The sequence below is a fragment of the Solibacillus sp. FSL W7-1472 genome (assembly GCF_037969775.1).
GTDB lineage: Bacteria > Bacillota > Bacilli > Bacillales_A > Planococcaceae > Solibacillus > Solibacillus silvestris.
In genome coordinates, this window is the sequence record NZ_CP150208.1 from 2,708,099 (window position 1) to 2,726,192 (window position 18,094).

Here is an 18,094-nt window from a genome sequence, read left to right on the forward strand (position 1 = left end):
CCTATTTCATTAATAAATGTAGTTTTTGTAATGTTCTTGATAATTGTTCAAACTCTTCTGCGTTAAATTCCTGTGTAATATCCCGCAAATAATTTTGACGCTTAAAAATTACTTCTTCGATAATTCTTTCGCCTTCAGGTAAAAGATGAATCCGTACAACACGTCGATCATTTTCGTCACGTACACGCTGTACCAATTCATTTTTCTCCATCCGGTCCACTAAATCTGTGGTTGTCGAAAATGCTAAATACATTTTCGTCGACAAGTCACCGATCGTCATATCTCCTGATTCATGCAACCATTGCAATGCAATAAATTGCGGAGGCGTAATCGTATAATTACTTAAAATTTCTCGACCTTTTTGTTTGATTAAGTGTGAAATATATCTCAGTTCTTTTTCCAGGATTGCTACAGATTCAGAGCTATGTGTGCTGTGATCTTTCATCTACTCCATTCACTCCTCGATGCGTTTCATAGTTCTATTTTGAAGTTTTTTTTATAAAATAGCAAGCATCGAATCAGTAAATTGACAATTCCTGAAGTCTCAAAAGCTCAAGAATCGCTTGCGTACGACTTGATACACCCAGCTTTTGAATCGTATTGGAAATATGATTACGAACGGTTTTTTCACTAATGCCTAGCTTCGTTGATATTTCCCGTGTTGAATAGTCCTTTATTAATAGCTCAAAAATCTCGCGTTCTCTTTTTGTTAACAGCGAACGATGCTGCGGACGATTCATTTTGCAACACCCTCCTATCCTCTTCTTTGTACATTATGTCGAAAATACAAAGCAGGTGAGGGCATTTAACTATTTCCCAAGCAATAATTTTTTTTGCTCATCCAGTAGAGGGACACCTTTCCCCGTGTCACTGCTCAATTGTACAAGCGTTCCGCGCCCCGTATAGCATACTTCATCTTTTTCATTTTTCACCAAATAATGCAAATCAATTGAAGACGTGCCGATTGATGCCGTTTTAACAAAAATTGTAAGTTCTTCATCAAAGAACACTTCTTTCAAATAATCGCACTGAATGTCTGCCACAACGAGCATATTTCCTGTTTCCGATCCAGCAGTAAAATTATATCCTAATGCTTTAAAATATTCGATACGTGCATACTCGAAATAGGCAAATACTTTTGTATTGTTTACATGCCCGTACATATCTGTTTCTGAAAATCGTACCTTTACCTTTGTAGAAAATGAAAACCCTGCCATCCACTCTGCTGCATCCTGAATATATGTAGCTCGCATAAAAAATTCCCCCTTTGTCTGATTAGATCATCATCCCCTGATAATGAATACCCATTCATTATAGCATAATTTGTCAGAAGCAAAAAGCGATCAAAACAAAAAGACCCTCACCGAAGTGAGGGTCAATTATATTCATTCGATTAGTCAACCATGTGGTCAGAACCGAAGAAGTTTTTGAACATTTGAACTGTTGTTTCACGGTTAAGTGCAGCAATAGATGTTGTTAAAGGAATACCTTTTGGACAAGCAGCTACACAGTTTTGAGAGTTACCACAGTTTGCAAGACCACCGTCGCCCATAATTGCATTTAAACGCTCGTCTTTATTCATTGCACCAGTTGGGTGTGTGTTGAATAAACGTACTTGTGATAAAGCAAATGGACCGATGAATGATGCTGATTCAGACACGTTTGGACATGCTTCCATACATACACCACAAGTCATACATTTTGATAATTCATAAGCCCATTGACGTTTGCGCTCTGGCATACGAGGACCTTCGCCTAAATCATAAGTACCATCGATTGGTACCCATGCTTTAACTTTCTTAAGTGCGTTAAACATGCGCTCACGGTCTACTTGTAAGTCACGGATAACCGGGAAAGTTTTCATTGGCTCTAAACGAATTGGTTGAGTTAACTTGTCTACTAATGCTGAACAAGATTGTTGCGGACGTCCATTGATTACCATTGAACATGCACCACAAACTTCTTCCAGACAGTTCATATCCCATGATACTGGAGTCGTTTTTTGACCATCAGCAGTAACAGGATATTTTTGAATATGCATTAGAGCAGAGATAACGTTCATACCAGGACGGTAAGGAACTTCGAACTTTTCAACGCGTGTAGCACCATTCTCATTGTCTTGACGAACGATTTCTAACTTAACTGTTCTACCAGTATTTACTGTTTCCACTGTTTAGTTCCCCCTTCTACGCTGAGTAGTCGCGTTTACGTGGTGGAATTAACGAAACGTCTACTTCGGCATAAGTAATAATTGGTTCGCCCGTTGCCGGATCGAACTTCGCCATAGTTGTTTTTAAGAAGTTTTCATCATCACGTTCTGGGAATTCAGGCTTGAAGTGAGCCCCACGAGATTCGTTACGTAATAATGCACCCTTAGTCATAACTTTAGCTAAATATAGCATGTTCTTTAACTGACGAGTGAAGTGAGCACCTTGATTCGACCATTTTTGTGTGTCGTTAATGTTGATGTTTTCCCAACGCTCTTGAAGTTCAGTTAATTTCGCATAAGTTTCTTCTAATTTTGCGTTTACACGTACAACAGTCATGTTGTCAGTCATCCACTCACCAAGCTCTTTGTGTAGCAAGTAAGCGTTTTCTGTACCATCCATATTAAGGATAGCTTCCCATTTTTCTGTTTCTTCCTGTACGCGACGCGTGTAGATTTCTTCAGGTAAATCTTCTGCATGCTTTTTAAGTCCTTTAATGTACTTAACAGCATTTGGACCAGCAACCATACCACCGTAAATCGCTGATAATAATGAGTTCGCACCTAAACGGTTTGCACCGTGTTGTGAGTAGTCACATTCACCTGCAGCGAATAAACCAGGGATTTCAGTCATTTGGTCATAGTCAACCCATAATCCACCCATTGAATAGTGTACCGCTGGGAAGATTTTCATCGGTAATTTACGTGGGTCATCACCTACGAATTTCTCGTAGATTTCGATAATACCACCTAATTTAATATCTAATTCATGAGGATCTTTATGGGATAAGTCTAAGTATACCATGTTTTCGCCATTAATACCCAACTTTTGATTTACGCACACGTCAAAAATCTCACGTGTTGCGATATCACGTGGTACTAAGTTACCGTAAGCAGGATATTTCTCTTCTAAGAAGTACCAAGGCTTACCGTCTTTATACGTCCAAATACGTCCACCTTCACCACGAGCAGATTCAGACATTAGACGGTTTTTGTCGTCTCCAGGAATCGCTGTTGGGTGAATTTGAATCATTTCACCGTTTGAATATGTTGCACCTTGTTGGTAAACAATCGATGCTGCAGAACCAGTGTTGATTACTGAGTTTGTTGTTTTACCGAAGATAATACCAGGACCACCTGTTGCCATAATTACAGCATCAGAACGGAATGAGCGAATTTCTTCAGAACGTAAATCTTGTGCTACGATACCGCGGCAAACGCCTTCGTCATCAAGCACCGCACCAAGGAATTCCCAGTGCTCATATTTCGTAACTAAACCAGCTACTTCGTGTGCACGAACTTGCTCGTCTAGGGCATATAATAATTGTTGACCAGTTGTCGCACCAGAGAATGCTGTACGGTGCATTAACGTACCGCCGAAACGACGGAAGTCAAGTAAACCTTCTGGAGTACGGTTGAACATTACACCCATACGGTCCATTAAGTGGATAATACCAGGTGCTGCATCACACATACCTTTAACTGGTGGTTGGTTCGCTAAGAAGTCGCCACCATAAACTGTATCATCAAGGTGGATCCATGGAGAATCCCCTTCACCTTTTGTATTAACTGCTCCGTTAATTCCGCCTTGTGCACATACAGAGTGTGAACGTTTAACTGGAACCAACGAGAATAATTCAACTTCAGTACCAACTTCAGCTGCTTTAATCGTAGCCATTAAGCCAGCAAGACCGCCACCAACGACGATAACTTTACTTTTTGCCATGATTATTTCTCACTCCTCATTAATTGCTAAAAACTTTTACTCATATTTCATTCCATCTAGGATCTTAACTATGTAGTAGTGAACAAGTTAAGTGATTAGACGAATGCTAAGATAGCTGCAACACCAACGATTGCTAATACTACGAAAATTAACAACGTAACATAAGTTGCGATTCGTTGAGATTTGTTTGATTGCGTAATACCCCAGCTTACTAAGAACGACCATAAACCGTTCGCTAAGTGGAATGCTGCTGAAACGATACCTAAGATGTAGAATACTAACATTAATGGATTGTCAACGATTTCAACCATCATATTAAATTCAACTTCAGCACCGAATGCTTTTTGGATACGTGTTTGGAAAATATGCCACGCAATGAAGATTACAAGGAAAATACCTGTGAAACGTTGCAATGCAAACATCCAGTTACGGAATGTGCTGAAGCGTCCAGTATTGTAAGTTGCAGTAAATGCAATATACACTCCATAGAATCCGTGGAACATTAATGGAATATAGATAATGATCCATTCCATCGCTAACAACAACGAGTGTGGAAGTAATTCCATAACACCTGTTGCGTTATTGTAAGTTTCTTCACCGCCAACTGCAGTGAAGTTCAGAAATAAGTGGAACACCAAGAACAACCCGACAGGAACTACACCTAATAACGAGTGTAAGCGGCGCCATAAAAATTCACGATCTTTCGACAAAACTGTTACCCCCCTTAGTACTTGAAATACACATGCGCAACGTCTCAAATTTGTAAAAGTTGTGATGTTGACTGCGCATTTCATCATGGTACAATATTATGACATGTCCATTGTACTCTCAACAGATACTAGCGTCAAGGCAACGCGGGATATTTTATAATCATTTTAAAGACGGTTTTACGCTGTTTTGAGAACTGTTTTTTCTGCTTATAACTCATTTTTTCATGAAAGAATGAAAATTATAAGAAAATTTATGAAAGAGGTTTTTTATATGGAAGGGTACAAAATGAAAACGATTCCAACTTTTGGGTACGAAATCATTCGTGACCATCTTCTTCCTTCTATTTTAGGTAAGCATGAAGAAGATGTTTTATATTGGGCAGGTAAAGAAATTGCAAGAAAGTTCCCATTGTTTTCTATGGATGAACTGCCTTCATTTTTTATGGAAGCTGGATGGGGCCAGTTAGTTCTGGAAAAAGAAACGAAGGATGAACTTCATTACATACTTTTGACGACAGAAGAACTGCCACTCAATATTGTACAACGTTGCTTCCGTCTTGAAGCTGGCTTTTTAGCAGAACAAAAACAAAAGCAGCTTGGCTATTTGACGGAATGCTATGAAGAAAAAGATAATGACAAACATGTCGTAAAATTTACGTTAAAATGGGATTTAAAAGAGAAGATTTAGCCTTCACCTTATCATAATCAATAATTGCTGAAGCAGCAAATTTACTCAATAAAAAAGCTGGAAATAAGCCATTACAGCTCATTTCCAGCTATTACTTTAAGAAGCGGTTACTTCTTTCATCGCCAAATTGAACTCCTCATGCAACACATTCGCAGCACGAACCATCTCATCCTGTGGGATAACGACAGACACTTTAATTTCTGAAGTACTGACCATTTTTACAGGAATATGTTCGCGACCCAACCGTGCAAACATGCGTGCGGCCACCCCCGGATTGGATGCCATGGCAGAACCGATAATAGATACTTTCGCTAAACCTACTTCAAAATCCGCAAAACTAAAGCCAAGCGACAGTTTACTAGTTTCCAATACCCGTAAAGCTTCCGCAAACTCATCTTTCGAAATTGTAAAGGAAATGGTCGGCTTCACGCCATCAATGACTGCTTGCACAATAATATCCACATTGATATCATTTTCTGCTAAAACACTAAACACTTCTGCCAATGACGCGGTTTCATAAGAATCATAGCCTATCGTCAAACGAATTATATCCGATTCGTAGGCTACCCCGCGTACAAGTAAGTTTTTCTCCATGTCTACATCCCCTTTAATAAAAGTGCCTTCCACGTCTTGTACGAAAGAGCGTACAATGAGCGGTATATTATATTTCTTGGCAAGTTCAACCGCACGTGGGTGCAAAATTTTAGCTCCTAAATTTGCAAATTCCAACATCTCATCATAAGAAACTTCCGGAAGTTTCCTGGATTCTTTAACAATTTCTGGGTCTGCCGTGAAAATCCCTTCAACCGATGAAAAAATCTCGACACGCTCTGCTTCAAGAGCAACCGCCAATGCAACCGCTGAAGTTTCAGAACCCCCTTTGCCGAATGTTGAAATATTCTCTGTCCCCGTAACTCCTTGAAAACCAGCTACTACGACGATTTCTCCTAATGCTAAATATTCCTCAATCCGTTTACTATCTACATGATCAATCCGTGCATTGCCATGTTTTTGATTTGTTTGAATGCCTGTTTGCCAGCCAGCAAGCGACACCGCTTTACCACCATGCTCCTGAATTGCCATCGCCAGCATTGCACTTGTCATTTGTGTTGCAGATGCGACAAGCGCATCCATTTCCCGTTTCGACGGCTCATCGGTAATTTCGGCAGCATATTGTCGGAATTCTCGTCGTAAAGCGGGCATTGAAGAAACGACAACGACTAAGTTTATGCCACGTCCTTGCTCTTTTATCACTTTTTTAGCTACCTGTACTATTTTTTCCGGCGTAGTCAGTGCCGGACCACCAAACTTTACTACAACTGTCTCCATTTTTTCCCCTCCTTGAATAAAACCGAAAACAAAAAACGGCTTTCCATGTTCATGGAAAGCCGCCGTCAATACAAATAAATAGTTATAAGTTTTTCAGGATAGCCCTCCAGAACAAAAAGCTCTGACAGTTTTACATCTCTTAAATGCAAAACCAGCAAACTACGCGAACAATACGCACTTCACTTCGGCAGGACCCCCTTTCGATTGCTGTCAATGGAATTGTTCCTCCTCAAGCAATGTACTATTGAATACTGCACCTCTATCTTAGTAAATATTGAATTGTCTTAAATATTAGCATAACACTATTCTTTATTCAATGGTGCTTCATGAAAATGGCGATAAATAACTTCCGCCAATTTTGCCGGAACACCGGACTCCTGCAGTTGCAGCTCGCTTGCCTCGCGAATTTTTTTTACGGACCCAAAATGTTTCATAAGTTGCTGCTTTCGCTTCGGACCTACTCCTTCAATTCCATCAAGAACCGAAGTAATCGCATTTGTCTGATGCTGCTGACGTAAAAATGTGATCGCAAATCTGTGTACCTCATCTTGAATGCGCTGCAATAAATAAAAACCGTCACTCGTACGCTTTAACGGAACAACTTCCGGCGGCGTACCAAATAAAAGCTGGGACGTATTGTGCTTTTCGTCTTTTGCCAGCCCCGCTATTGGAATGACTAACCCCAGTTCGTCTTCAATTACTTCTCGTGCAACTTCCATTTGCCCTTTTCCTCCGTCTATGAGAATGAGATCAGGCAATGGCAGATTTTCCCGCAATACACGTGTATAGCGGCGTCGAATAACTTCCTGCATCGCACCATAGTCATCATGTTTAGCCGCTTCTCTTGTTTTATATTTCCGGTATTCCTTTTTCGCAGGCTTCCCGTCTATAAAAACAACCATTGCTGAAACCGGATCAGCTCCATGCATATGACTATTATCAAATGCTTCAATTCTTAACGGCAATGGAATTTGCATCGCTTCGGCAAGTGCTTCACAAGCCCCTACTGTCCGTTCCTCTTGACGTTCAATTAACTGGAACTTCTCGTGAATGGCGATTTCTGCATTTTTCATCGCTAGATCAACAAGCTCTTTTTTTGAACCGCGCTTCGGTGTCACTACTTTAACATCCAACAGCTTTTGTAAAATCGTTACGTCAATCGATTTCGGAACAAAGATTTCTTTTGGTAATAAATGATGCGGCTGTTCGTAAAAACGGCCGACAAATGTTAAAAATTCCTCTTCCGGCTCATTATAAATCGGGAAAATCGATACATCGCGCTCAATGAGTTTGCCTTGACGCACAAAAAATACCTGGACACACATCCAGCCTTTTTCCACTGCATAGCCAAATACATCTCGGTTGCTCAAATCATCTGTTACAATTTTTTGCTTTTCCATAATTTGATCGATATGGGCGATCAAATCACGGAATTCCTTCGCACGCTCAAACTCAAGATTTTCGGCAGCATCGATCATTTTTTGCTGAAGATCTTGCTTTATTTCTTCGACTCCTCCGTTTAAAAACTTTGAAATCTCATCGATCATTTCGTCATACACTTGTTTTTCAATATCCTTTACACACGGTGCCAAACATTGCCCTAAATGATAGTACAAGCATACTTGATTAGGCAGATGTGTACATTTACGAAGCGGATACAAACGGTCCAGTAATTTTCGCGTTTCGTTTGCTGCATAGGCATTCGGATACGGTCCGAAATATTTTGCTTTATCCTTCTTCACTTTTCTTGTCGTAATAATACGCGGGTATCGTTCGTTCGTAATTTTTATATAGGGATACGTTTTATCATCCGTTAATTTCACATTATATTTCGGGTCATGCAGCTTAATTAGATTCAGTTCCAGAATAAGGGCTTCCAAATCGCTTGAAGTCACAATATACTCGAAGTCTTCAATCTCACTTACTAGTCTCGCTGTTTTGCCGTCATGGCTTCCCGTAAAGTAAGAACGCACTCGATTTTTCAATATTTTGGCCTTACCGACGTATATAATTGTGCCTTGACGGTCTTTCATAATATAGCAACCTGATTCGTTCGGTAATATTTCTAGTTTTGCTTTAATGATTGCATTCATCTTCTCACCTGTTTAATATGTCCTTTCTTTATTTTAACTGATTGGAGTATTAGAAAAAAGCCGTACACCTTATACGGCATACGGCTTTTTGACATATCAATTGCGCCTTGGCGTTTGAATGGCCAATGGTTTAATTATTTGTTGTCGTTAATGAAATCGATTAACGCTTCTTTTGGCATGAAACCAGCAGTTTTTGCTTTTAATTCACCATCTACGAATAATAATAATGATGGGATTGACATGATTTGGTAATCAGCAGCAGTACCTTGGTTGTTATCTACGTCCACTTTTACGATTTTAACATCGTTACCGATTTCTGTATCTAATTCTTCAAGAACTGGAGCGATCATTTTACATGGTCCGCACCAAGTAGCCCAAAAGTCTACTAAAACTGTGCCGTTTGAAATTTCTTGTGGAAATGTTTGATCTGTCGCGTGTACAATTGCCATATTAAATAGCCTCCTTAAATAACATATGGTTGTAGTATAGCATGTTTTCCCAATTAAACAGTAGTAAAATGCTTGGGAATATAAAGGCACCGGATTTTAACTGTTGTTTTCTGATGCTTAATAAATTTTTATTAGCATTTTTTATTAGTTATTTGAAGACATATACCCTTAGTTTGAACATGTTAATTCTTTATTGAAACTTGGGTTCTTATATTTAAAAAACTTGTATTTTATTAACTACACATAAGAACTTTTAAATTATATTGGAATTTCTGATACAGTTGTTAGCACCATTTGCCGCACCATATACATTAACTCCTTCAAAAAAAGCTCCCTTCAAAAGAAGGAAGCCTCAATCAAATATTATGCATTTACTTTAAGCGCTTTAAACTCTTCGATTAACATTGGCACTACTTCGAATAAGTCACCAACAATACCGTAGTCCGCTACTTTAAAGATATTTGCTTCTGGATCTTTGTTGATCGCAACGATTACTTTAGAGTTTGACATACCAGCTAAATGCTGAATCGCACCAGAAATACCTGCAGCGATGTAAAGATCAGGTGTTACAACTTTTCCAGTTTGGCCGATTTGTAATGAGTAATCGCAATATTCTGCGTCACATGCACCACGAGATGCGCCAACTGCTCCGCCTAGTAAATTAGCAAGCTCTTTTAATGGCTCAAAACCTTCTCCGGATTTAACACCACGACCACCTGCAACTACTACTTTCGCTTCTGAAAGGTCTACACCTTCAGTTGATTTGCGCACAACTTCTTTGATGATTGTACGTAAATTTGTAATATCCACTGAAACTGATGATACTTCACCAGTACGAGAATCGTCTTTTACTAATGGCGGAATATTGTTTGGACGGATTGTCGCAAAAATAATTCCATCTTTGATTTTTACTTTTTCAAATGCTTTACCAGAATAGATTGGGCGGACGAATACTGTATCATCACCAGCTCCTTGGATTTCCGTAACATCTGAAATTAAGCCAGATTGTAGGCGTGAAGCAATTTTTGGCGATAAGTCTTTACCTAAAGAAGTATGACCGAAAACGATTGCTTCTGGATTTTCTTGTTCTACTACTGCTAAAATTGCTTGGCTGTAGCCGTCAGATGTATAGTTTTTTAAGTGTGGATGTTCAACTGTAATAACGCGGCTCGCTCCATATGCGATTAATTCCTGCGTAAAATCAGCTACTGCATCCCCTACTAATAAACCTACTACTTCACCGCCGTCAGCGATTTGTAAACCTGCTGCAATTGCTTCGAATGAAACGTTACGTAAGCTCCCTTCGCGAACTTCACCTAACACTAAAACTTTCTTTGACATAGAATATCCCTCCATTACCATCTTCGTAAAAATTTTCGTACTCTAGTTGACTTCTATTAGACTACTTTTGCTTCGTTATGAAGTAAGTTTACTAATTCTTTTACCTGTGCAGAAAGATCGCCTTCTAATACACGACCAGCCGCTTTTTGTGGCGGTAAGTAAATTTCAACTGTTTCTACTTTTACTTCAACATCGTCTTCATCGATATCCAAATCATCCAATTCAAGTTCTGCAAGCGGTTTTTTCTTCGCTTTCATAATACCTGGTAAAGATGGGTAACGTGGCTCGTTTAAACCTTGTTGAGCTGTTACTAATAATGGTAATGATGTTTCTAATACTTCAGCGTCCCCTTCGATATCACGAACAATCTTAACGCTCGTACCGTCGATTTCCAATGAAGTAATTGTTGTTACGTAGTTAATGCCCAGCAGGTCTGCTAAGCGCGGGCCAACTTGTCCTGAACCACCATCGATTGCTACATTTCCTGCTAAAATTAAATCTGCTTCTTTGTCTTTTAAATATTCCGCTAAAATATAAGCTGAAGAATATTGGTCAAGCTCATCTAAATCATCTTCTGTATTAATTAATACCGCTTCATCGGCACCCATTGCTAAAGCTGTACGTAACTGCTTTTCTGCATCTTCGCCACCGATTGTCACAACTGTTACTTTACCGCCTAATGCGTCGCGCTTTTGAATTGCTTCTTCAATTGCGTACTCATCGTATGGGTTGATGATGAATTCTGCACCATCTTCTTGAATTTTACCGCCGGATACGACGATTTTTTCTTCTGTGTCAAAAGTACGTTTTACTAATACAAAAATATTCATAATCTAGACCTCCTAAAAGCTTTTTAATTTTAATCCCGAAAAAACAGGGAAGAATACATTTTTTTATTTGCCAGTAAATACTGGCTCACGTTTTTCAATAAATGCTTGGATTCCTTCTTTAGCATCTTCAGAAACAAATACCTCACCGAAACTGTTTGCTTCAGCATTTACTCCATCGTAATAAGATGATGGTTTCGAGTAATTCAGCATTTGGATTGCTGCTTTAAGAGCAATTGGTGATTTCTTCGCAATTTTTCTAGCGATTTTCAATGTTTCCGGCAACAGCTCTTCGTCGGGAAAAGCACGGTTTGCTAATCCCCATTCTACAGCCTCAGCCCCTGTAATCGGGTCGCTTGTAAACATCATTTCCGCAGCTTTGGCTACACCAACATATCGTGGTAATCGCTGTGTTCCTGCAAATCCTGGTATTAAGCCTAATGATAGCTCAGGTAAGCCTAATTTTGCCGATGCGGTTACAAAGCGCATATGGCATCCCATCGCAAGTTCCAAGCCGCCTCCTAATGCTGCACCGTGGATTGCGGCAATAACCGGTTTACTGAATGTTTCAATACGTTCGAAAACATCTTGTCCATTTTTCGCCAATCCTGTAAATGCTTCGCCTGACTGTACGCTCGTAAATTCTTTAATATCTGCACCTGCAGAAAAGAAACGTCCTTCGCCATGCAAGACGATGACACGTACATTTTCATCTTCTTCGACAGCGTCTAAAAGTGCATTCACATCATGGATCAAGCCTTGTGAAAGTGCATTTGCTGGTGGTCTTGAAATTGTTGCAATTGCGACCCCTTCTTCTACTTTCCAACTTAGAAACTCCATCCTCTACATCCCCTTTATGCTTTTAGTGCGTTTAGCAGTAATTGCTTCACTTTCGGAGCTTGCTCTAATAAATCATATCGATTTTCATTCATTACCCAAGTTGTCGTAATTTCGTCAATTGTGCCAAACACCATTTGTCTCGCAATACGAACATCCATCGTCTGGTTGAATTCACCATTTAGCATACCTTCGATTAAAATTTGATCTAGTAAAATTAAGTATTCTTTTAGAATAGAATTAATTTTCAGTCTAATTTCTTTATTCGATTGCCGTAGCTCAAGTTGAGTTACAGTTGCCAAGTAGCGATCACTTGATAGAACACGGAAATGATTTTCAATCATTTTACATAACTTATCGGAAGCAGTTTCCCCACTTTTTATTATAGCCTGTAAATTCTCTACGAAAATACCCATTTTTTCCTGGAATACAGAAATTAAAATATCTTCTTTGTTTTTGAAATATAAATAGATTGTACCATCAGCAACCCCAGCTTGTTTGGCTATTTTTGAAACTTGGGCTTGATGATAGCCGTTTTCAGCGATAGCAATGACTGCTGCGTCTACTATTTGCATATATTTGGGTTTGTTTCGTTTCAAGCAGATCACCACCAAAAAAAATATGAAAACATGAATGACCATTCATTCATGTTTTCATATTATAATTTGTTCTGCATTCTGTCAATAGTTTGCTAAACAATTAATTAATTTGCTTCTTGTTGTGCCATTTTCTGTTTCTCTTCTTCAATAAGTGTACGTCGTAAAATTTTTCCTACTGCTGTTTTCGGCAGCTCTTGACGGAATTCATAGAAACGCGGCACTTTATAAGCTGCTAAGTTTTTACGGCAATACTCATTCAGTTCTTTGTCTGTTACAGATTTACCCTCTTTAAGAACAATGTATGCCTTTACAGTTTCTCCACGATACGGATCCGGTATACCGGCTACTATACACTCTTGAACCGCTTCATGCTCATACAGCACTTCTTCTACTTCACGCGGGTAAATATTAAATCCGCCTGCAATTATCATATCTTTTTTTCGATCAACAACATAGAAATAACCCTTTTCGTCCATATAACCTAAATCACCCGTTAAAAACCAGCCATCTGCAAATGTCATTGCTGTTTCTTCAGGACGATTCCAGTAACCCTTCATAACTTGTGGTCCTTTTACCGCTATTTCGCCGATTTCACCGACAGGCAATACTTCCGATTCACCTGAACGTAAAATAACCGCTTCTGTATTCGGCCATGGTAAACCGATTGAACCGTTGATACGATGATCCCAAATCGGATTGGCATGTGTAACTGGAGAAGTTTCTGTTAAGCCGTATCCTTCTACTAAACGACCGCCTGTCAATTCTTCAAACTTTTCCTGTACTTCCAGAGGTAATGCAGCGGAACCGCTTAAACATGCTTTAATTGACGACAAATCATATTTTGCTAAATCCGGGTGATTCAACAAACCAATATACATTGTTGGGGCGCCGGGGAATAACGTTGGTTTTTGTTTATCAATTGTCTTCAATGCTTGCTCAGCATCAAATTTTGGTAATAATACCATCTTGCCTTGCTGCATGACCGATAAAATTAATACCGTTGTCATACCATATACATGGAAGAATGGAAGTATGCCTAAAATTGTTTCTTCACCTTTTTTACATTTATACATCCATGCATCACACATCAACGTATTTGCAATGAGGTTTTTATGTGTTAGCATAACACCTTTCGGGTAACCTGTTGTACCACCAGTGTATTGCAATAGTGCCAAATCATTTTCAAAATCAAAGTCTTGTTCGATTTTATCCATTTTGGCCATTTTCATAATTTCTGTAAACAGGTGATTCGTTCCGCTATGTTCCACTTTTACACTAAAGCCGTACTGTTTCTTTTGGATGAACGGATACACTAAGTTTTTCGGGAAAGGCAAATAGTCTTTAATTCCTGAAACGATGACATTTTCTATATTAGTCTCATGTAAAATTTTCATTGCCCTCGGGTATAAAATATCCATTACTAAAATCACTTTTGCTCCGGAATCTGCCATCTGATATTGCAGCTCCCGCTCGGTATAAAGCGGATTCGTCTGTACGACAACCCCACCGGCATACATCGTACCATAATAGGCAATGACCGCTTGCGGACAGTTCGGCAGCATGATTGCTACACGATCCCCCTTCTCCACCCCTAGAGAACGCAGGTAGTTCGCAAACTTCAACGCTGATTCATAAAGCTCTTTGTACGTAAGCTCGCGTCCCATAAAATGGATAGCAACCTTATTAGGCATTGACTCAAATGCTTGTGTTAAAAACTGGTGCACAGGAATTTCCGGCAGCTCAATAGAATGTGGTACTTCTTTCGGATAGCTTGCCAACCAAACCTTTTCTGTCATAAAACTCCTCCCCTTTACTAAAGCTTTACTTGTTTACATCATTATAATGAAAATTGGAAATGGTTTCAAACTATTTTCATAGATACACACGTTTTATTCTCGATAATGCAGATATTTTCTCGCTAAATATTTTGAGTTTTATAGTAATATTGAATTTAAAACATATAGGACTATTCGTTTAGTATGGAAATATACTTTTTTAAAAAAGTTTTAATAGTTTGAATATTTTTTGTATATGGTGATAATCTTCCTAAATAAAATTTAATGAAAAAAAGCAAATGAACTAACTCAATGCTAGTTCATTTGCTTTTATGTTTAGAGTGTCATCATGTAGTAAATGCCGACTGCCAGAAATATGAAACAGACGACGAGTAAGATTTTCGATAATGTTTCCATGTGTATGCTCCTATGAAATACTTGCTCCGATAACAAATGACAAACCGAGGGAAATTGTAAATGAGATAAACCCAACTGAACGGTTGTCAGCAGCAATCTCCTCATCCACATTAAATTTCGGTGTTAAAAACTCAAATAAAAAATATGCAAAAATCAATAAGGTAAAACCAAACAAACCCCAACCGAGCATTTCAATAAAAGATGTATGCTGATTAATTGAATATCTGAAAATATTACAGACGCCTAAAATTTTTCCTCCAGTAGCTAAAGCGACCGCGACATTTCCTCTTTTTATTTCATCCCAATTTTTATACTTTGTTACGACTTCAAATAAAATCATCGATACAAATAGGCAAAGGACTACCACACTAAAATAGCCTGCTGTTTCTACGAGAGGATGGTGCCAAAAGTCTGATCCTAGCAATCCATTTTACCCCCTTTAATTAGTTTCTTTATATGTTTAATATTAGCGCATCATTTAAAAGGAGCAACAACTATTTTAGTTCTACGACTGTAACACCGAATCCGCCTTCGCCCGCTTCACCATAACGGTATGATTTGACCCGCTTATGGTTTTTCAGGAAGTTTTGAATTCCCTGGCGTAAAGCCCCGGTCCCTTTACCGTGAATAATCGATACACGCGGATAGTTCGCTAATAACGCATCATCTAAATACTTTTCTGTTCGAATAAGTGCTTCTTCATATCGTTCCCCACGTAAATCAAGTTCCAGTTTCACGACACTGTTGCGATTTTTCACATTCATCATCGGACGAGTAGCCTGCTCTTTTTCTGGTTTCACATACTCTAAATCAGATTCGGGCAGTTTCATTTTTAAAATACCGATTTGAACAACCCACTCATTTCCTGCTTTTTGCAAGAGTGTTCCTTTTTGACCGTAGCTTAATACTTTTACTTCATCGCCCACTTGGAGGTTTTGCTTACGCTCACGGGCAGCGACAGCCTTTTGAAGCACTTTATTATTATCAATCGGTGCTGCATTATCTAAACGCTTCTTCACATCGATTAACTCGTGCTCTTTCACCGATAACGCGGCATTTTCTTTCATTTTCCGCAACTCTGCAATAATCGTTTCCGCTTCTTTCTTCGCGTCATCAACAATTTTACGAGCCTTATCTTTCGCTTTTTTCTCCAGGTTTTCCTTTTTCTCATCATAAATACGAAGACGTTCTTCCAGCTCTGCCCGGATTTTTTGTGCATCTTCCAGTAAAAGATGAGCTTCGTCCGCTTCACGTTCAGATCGTAATCGGCTTTCTTCTAGTGAAGCAATCATTGACTCAACTTCATGACGGTCAGTACCTGTAAAGGATTTTGCATGGTCGATTACATTTGAACTTAATCCAAGACGTTTGGAAATTTCAAATGCATTCGAGCGACCTGGCACCCCGATCAGTAATCGATAAGTAGGGCTAAGTGTTTCAATATCGAACTCTACACTCGCGTTGACAACAGATGGACGGTTATAGCCGTATGCCTTCAACTCCGGATAGTGTGAAGTCGCCATAACACGTGCACCGCGATCAACTGTTTCATCCAAAATAGCAATTGCGAGTGCCGCACCTTCTTGCGGATCGGTACCTGCGCCAAGCTCATCAAATAATATTAACGATTTTTCATTAAATTTGCTTAAAATGTCTACTATATTCACCATATGAGAAGAGAAAGTTGATAATGACTGTTCAATCGACTGTTCATCACCAATATCAGCAAAAATTTGCTCAAACACTGCCAATTCTGAACCATCGAGTGCCGGAACAGGCAAGCCGCACTGTGCCATGATTGTACACAGTCCCACTGTTTTCAATGTCACTGTTTTACCGCCTGTATTTGGTCCTGTAATGACAATTGCTGTGACATCTCGTCCAAATTCAATCGTATTGGCAACTGCATCTTCAATCGGCAATAACGGGTGTCGTGCACGGACTAGTCGTGTATAGCCTTCTTTATTCATTTTTGGCATTGTGCATTTATTTGCTTGTCCGTACTTTCCTTTTGCTAAAATGACATCCATTTCTCCAAGTAGTTGTACAAGAACAAATATTTCGTGTCCGACTTCCTGTACCTTTAAAGTAAGCTCGGATAAAATACGCTCAATTTCAGCCTTTTCTTTCACTTTCAGACGCTGTACTTCATTGTTCGATTGAATCACTGCATCAGGCTCGATAAACAATGTTTGACCTGAAGCGGACTGATCGTGGACAATTCCGCCGTAATGTGAACGATATTCTTGTTTTACCGGGATTACGAAGCGGTCATTACGAATTGTAATAATCGCGTCAGACAGCATTTTCGTTGCATTTGAACCACGTGTCAGACTTTCCAGCTTTTGACGGACTTTGGATTCTTCTGAACGCAATGACTGGCGAATTGAGCGTAGTGCAGGGCTCGCTGAATCAAGAACCGTACCATTATCATCAATACAATCATTAATTTCGTGCTGCAGTGCTGTCAAGACAGGCATTTGTTCTTTCCGTTCGATAAAATGCGGGATTTCAATTGTATTTTCCGATTCAATATCTTCAATGAAATTTCGTAATATTCGACTTGCTCGTATTGTGCTCGCGATTTCCATTAATTCCATCGGGCTAAGCATACCGCCAATTTGCGAGCGTCGCGCATGTGGACGTACATCGAAAATGCCACCCATCGGCACATTGCCTTTTACACGCAAAATGGCGAGTCCTTCGTCCATTTCCTCCAGTAGTTCGACAACTGTATCGTAATCTGTTTCCGGTACGAGCTCTTCGATTGCTTGTTTCCCGATCGAGTTTGTACAAAATGCCGCTACTTGTTCACGTACTTTATGAAATTCTAGTGTTTTCAATGCTCGTTGTTCGATCATGAGAACACCTCCTATTACTTTTCTTTATTTTTAGTCAAACTGTACTATGGAGTTGATTTCCATTCCAGGTCGGACGCTTTCCGACGATCAAGAAACAAAGTTAAACCTGCTTGTCTTTGTTACTATGCGCCGAGGATTGGGGCATTTTATTGCGATCACCGCAGAAGCAACGACTTGATTTATAAGAAGTGCTAACTCTTAAATCAGGAGTCGCTCTCCCCTCTATTCCAATCAAC

At 39.3% G+C, this 18,094-nt stretch carries 17 protein-coding genes and 1 riboswitch; of the genes, 1 reads left to right on the forward strand and 16 read right to left on the reverse strand.

The genetic code is table 11. From position 1 onward, the window contains the following. Window position 1: 1 nt before the first annotated feature. The 6 genes from MKY07_RS13495 to MKY07_RS13520 form a co-directional block, all read right to left on the reverse strand. On the reverse strand, window positions 2–445 hold the full coding sequence (locus MKY07_RS13495; RefSeq protein ID WP_008405042.1) for a MarR family transcriptional regulator: 444 nt from the start codon (window positions 443–445) through the stop codon (window positions 2–4). Between the two features lie 73 nt (window positions 446–518). Continuing rightward, window positions 519–740 carry a LuxR C-terminal-related transcriptional regulator gene (locus tag MKY07_RS13500; RefSeq protein WP_008405041.1) on the reverse strand — a complete coding sequence of 74 codons (222 nt, stop codon included), beginning with the start codon at window positions 738–740 and terminating at the stop codon, window positions 519–521. A 69-nt stretch (window positions 741–809) separates the two neighbouring features. After that, window positions 810–1,253 (reverse strand): thioesterase family protein, encoded by a 444-nt coding sequence (locus MKY07_RS13505; protein WP_339262654.1) that lies wholly within the window; start codon window positions 1,251–1,253, stop codon window positions 810–812. A gap of 140 nt (window positions 1,254–1,393) precedes the next feature. Continuing rightward, complete coding sequence (gene sdhB / locus MKY07_RS13510; protein WP_008405039.1) at window positions 1,394–2,170, reverse strand: succinate dehydrogenase iron-sulfur subunit; 777 nt, start codon at window positions 2,168–2,170, stop codon at window positions 1,394–1,396. A 16-nt stretch (window positions 2,171–2,186) separates the two neighbouring features. Then, complete coding sequence (gene sdhA / locus MKY07_RS13515) at window positions 2,187–3,932, reverse strand: succinate dehydrogenase flavoprotein subunit (protein ID WP_008405037.1); 1,746 nt, start codon at window positions 3,930–3,932, stop codon at window positions 2,187–2,189. Window positions 3,933–4,027: 95 nt separating this feature from the next. Beyond that, the gene (locus tag MKY07_RS13520; protein ID WP_008405036.1) at window positions 4,028–4,642 is read right to left on the reverse strand and encodes a succinate dehydrogenase cytochrome b558 subunit; all 615 of its coding nucleotides are present in this window, start codon (window positions 4,640–4,642) and stop codon (window positions 4,028–4,030) included. Between the two features lie 271 nt (window positions 4,643–4,913). Here MKY07_RS13520 and MKY07_RS13525 point away from each other — a divergent pair, with 271 nt between their 5' ends. After that, window positions 4,914–5,330, forward strand: a complete 417-nt coding sequence (locus tag MKY07_RS13525) for a YslB family protein (protein WP_008405035.1) — start codon at window positions 4,914–4,916, stop codon at window positions 5,328–5,330. 96 nt (window positions 5,331–5,426) lie between these two features. Here MKY07_RS13525 and MKY07_RS13530 read toward each other — a convergent pair whose 3' ends face one another. From MKY07_RS13530 to MKY07_RS13575, 10 genes are all read right to left on the reverse strand, one after another. Next, complete coding sequence (locus MKY07_RS13530; protein ID WP_339262657.1) at window positions 5,427–6,659, reverse strand: aspartate kinase; 1,233 nt, start codon at window positions 6,657–6,659, stop codon at window positions 5,427–5,429. Between the two features lie 91 nt (window positions 6,660–6,750). After that, window positions 6,751–6,929: riboswitch (Lysine riboswitch) on the reverse strand. A gap of 32 nt (window positions 6,930–6,961) precedes the next feature. Then, entirely contained in the window at window positions 6,962–8,752 is a 1,791-nt protein-coding gene (gene uvrC, locus MKY07_RS13535; protein ID WP_339262658.1) for an excinuclease ABC subunit UvrC, read from the reverse strand. A gap of 134 nt (window positions 8,753–8,886) precedes the next feature. Next, window positions 8,887–9,201, reverse strand: coding sequence for a thioredoxin (gene trxA / locus MKY07_RS13540; RefSeq protein ID WP_008405032.1), 315 nt, complete (start codon window positions 9,199–9,201; stop codon window positions 8,887–8,889). Window positions 9,202–9,564: 363 nt separating this feature from the next. After that, window positions 9,565–10,542, reverse strand: coding sequence for an electron transfer flavoprotein subunit alpha/FixB family protein (locus tag MKY07_RS13545; protein ID WP_008405031.1), 978 nt, complete (start codon window positions 10,540–10,542; stop codon window positions 9,565–9,567). 56 nt (window positions 10,543–10,598) lie between these two features. Continuing rightward, the gene (locus tag MKY07_RS13550; RefSeq protein ID WP_014823162.1) at window positions 10,599–11,372 is read right to left on the reverse strand and encodes an electron transfer flavoprotein subunit beta/FixA family protein; all 774 of its coding nucleotides are present in this window, start codon (window positions 11,370–11,372) and stop codon (window positions 10,599–10,601) included. 63 nt (window positions 11,373–11,435) lie between these two features. Continuing rightward, the gene (locus tag MKY07_RS13555; protein ID WP_339262661.1) at window positions 11,436–12,209 is read right to left on the reverse strand and encodes an enoyl-CoA hydratase; all 774 of its coding nucleotides are present in this window, start codon (window positions 12,207–12,209) and stop codon (window positions 11,436–11,438) included. Between the two features lie 14 nt (window positions 12,210–12,223). Beyond that, entirely contained in the window at window positions 12,224–12,805 is a 582-nt protein-coding gene (locus MKY07_RS13560) for a TetR/AcrR family transcriptional regulator (protein WP_008405026.1), read from the reverse strand. A 104-nt stretch (window positions 12,806–12,909) separates the two neighbouring features. After that, a complete protein-coding gene (locus MKY07_RS13565) occupies window positions 12,910–14,601 on the reverse strand; it encodes a long-chain-fatty-acid--CoA ligase (RefSeq protein WP_339262664.1) in 1,692 nt (563 codons plus the stop codon). Window positions 14,602–15,007: 406 nt separating this feature from the next. After that, window positions 15,008–15,421 carry a DUF350 domain-containing protein gene (locus tag MKY07_RS13570; RefSeq protein WP_008405023.1) on the reverse strand — a complete coding sequence of 138 codons (414 nt, stop codon included), beginning with the start codon at window positions 15,419–15,421 and terminating at the stop codon, window positions 15,008–15,010. A gap of 70 nt (window positions 15,422–15,491) precedes the next feature. Then, window positions 15,492–17,858: an endonuclease MutS2 gene (locus MKY07_RS13575; RefSeq protein WP_008405022.1), complete on the reverse strand. Its 2,367-nt coding sequence runs from the start codon at window positions 17,856–17,858 to the stop codon at window positions 15,492–15,494. Window positions 17,859–18,094: the final 236 nt, after the last annotated feature.

Bases quoted from the DNA above. Each gene is read 5' to 3' on its own strand.
- MKY07_RS13565 (WP_339262664.1), bottom strand. From the start codon at position 14,601: ATGACAGAAAAGGTTTGGTTGGCAAGCTATCCGAAAGAAGTACCACAT.
- trxA (WP_008405032.1), bottom strand. From the start codon at position 9,201: ATGGCAATTGTACACGCGACAGATCAAACATTTCCACAAGAAATTTCA.
- MKY07_RS13555 (WP_339262661.1), bottom strand. From the start codon at position 12,209: ATGGAGTTTCTAAGTTGGAAAGTAGAAGAAGGGGTCGCAATTGCAACA.
- MKY07_RS13500 (WP_008405041.1), bottom strand. From the start codon at position 740: ATGAATCGTCCGCAGCATCGTTCGCTGTTAACAAAAAGAGAACGCGAG.
- MKY07_RS13525 (WP_008405035.1), top strand. From the start codon at position 4,914: ATGGAAGGGTACAAAATGAAAACGATTCCAACTTTTGGGTACGAAATC.
- MKY07_RS13550 (WP_014823162.1), bottom strand. From the start codon at position 11,372: ATGAATATTTTTGTATTAGTAAAACGTACTTTTGACACAGAAGAAAAA.
- MKY07_RS13575 (WP_008405022.1), bottom strand. From the start codon at position 17,858: ATGATCGAACAACGAGCATTGAAAACACTAGAATTTCATAAAGTACGT.
- MKY07_RS13505 (WP_339262654.1), bottom strand. From the start codon at position 1,253: ATGCGAGCTACATATATTCAGGATGCAGCAGAGTGGATGGCAGGGTTT.
- sdhA (WP_008405037.1), bottom strand. From the start codon at position 3,932: ATGGCAAAAAGTAAAGTTATCGTCGTTGGTGGCGGTCTTGCTGGCTTA.
- MKY07_RS13495 (WP_008405042.1), bottom strand. From the start codon at position 445: ATGAAAGATCACAGCACACATAGCTCTGAATCTGTAGCAATCCTGGAA.
- uvrC (WP_339262658.1), bottom strand. From the start codon at position 8,752: ATGAATGCAATCATTAAAGCAAAACTAGAAATATTACCGAACGAATCA.
- MKY07_RS13530 (WP_339262657.1), bottom strand. From the start codon at position 6,659: ATGGAGACAGTTGTAGTAAAGTTTGGTGGTCCGGCACTGACTACGCCG.
- MKY07_RS13545 (WP_008405031.1), bottom strand. From the start codon at position 10,542: ATGTCAAAGAAAGTTTTAGTGTTAGGTGAAGTTCGCGAAGGGAGCTTA.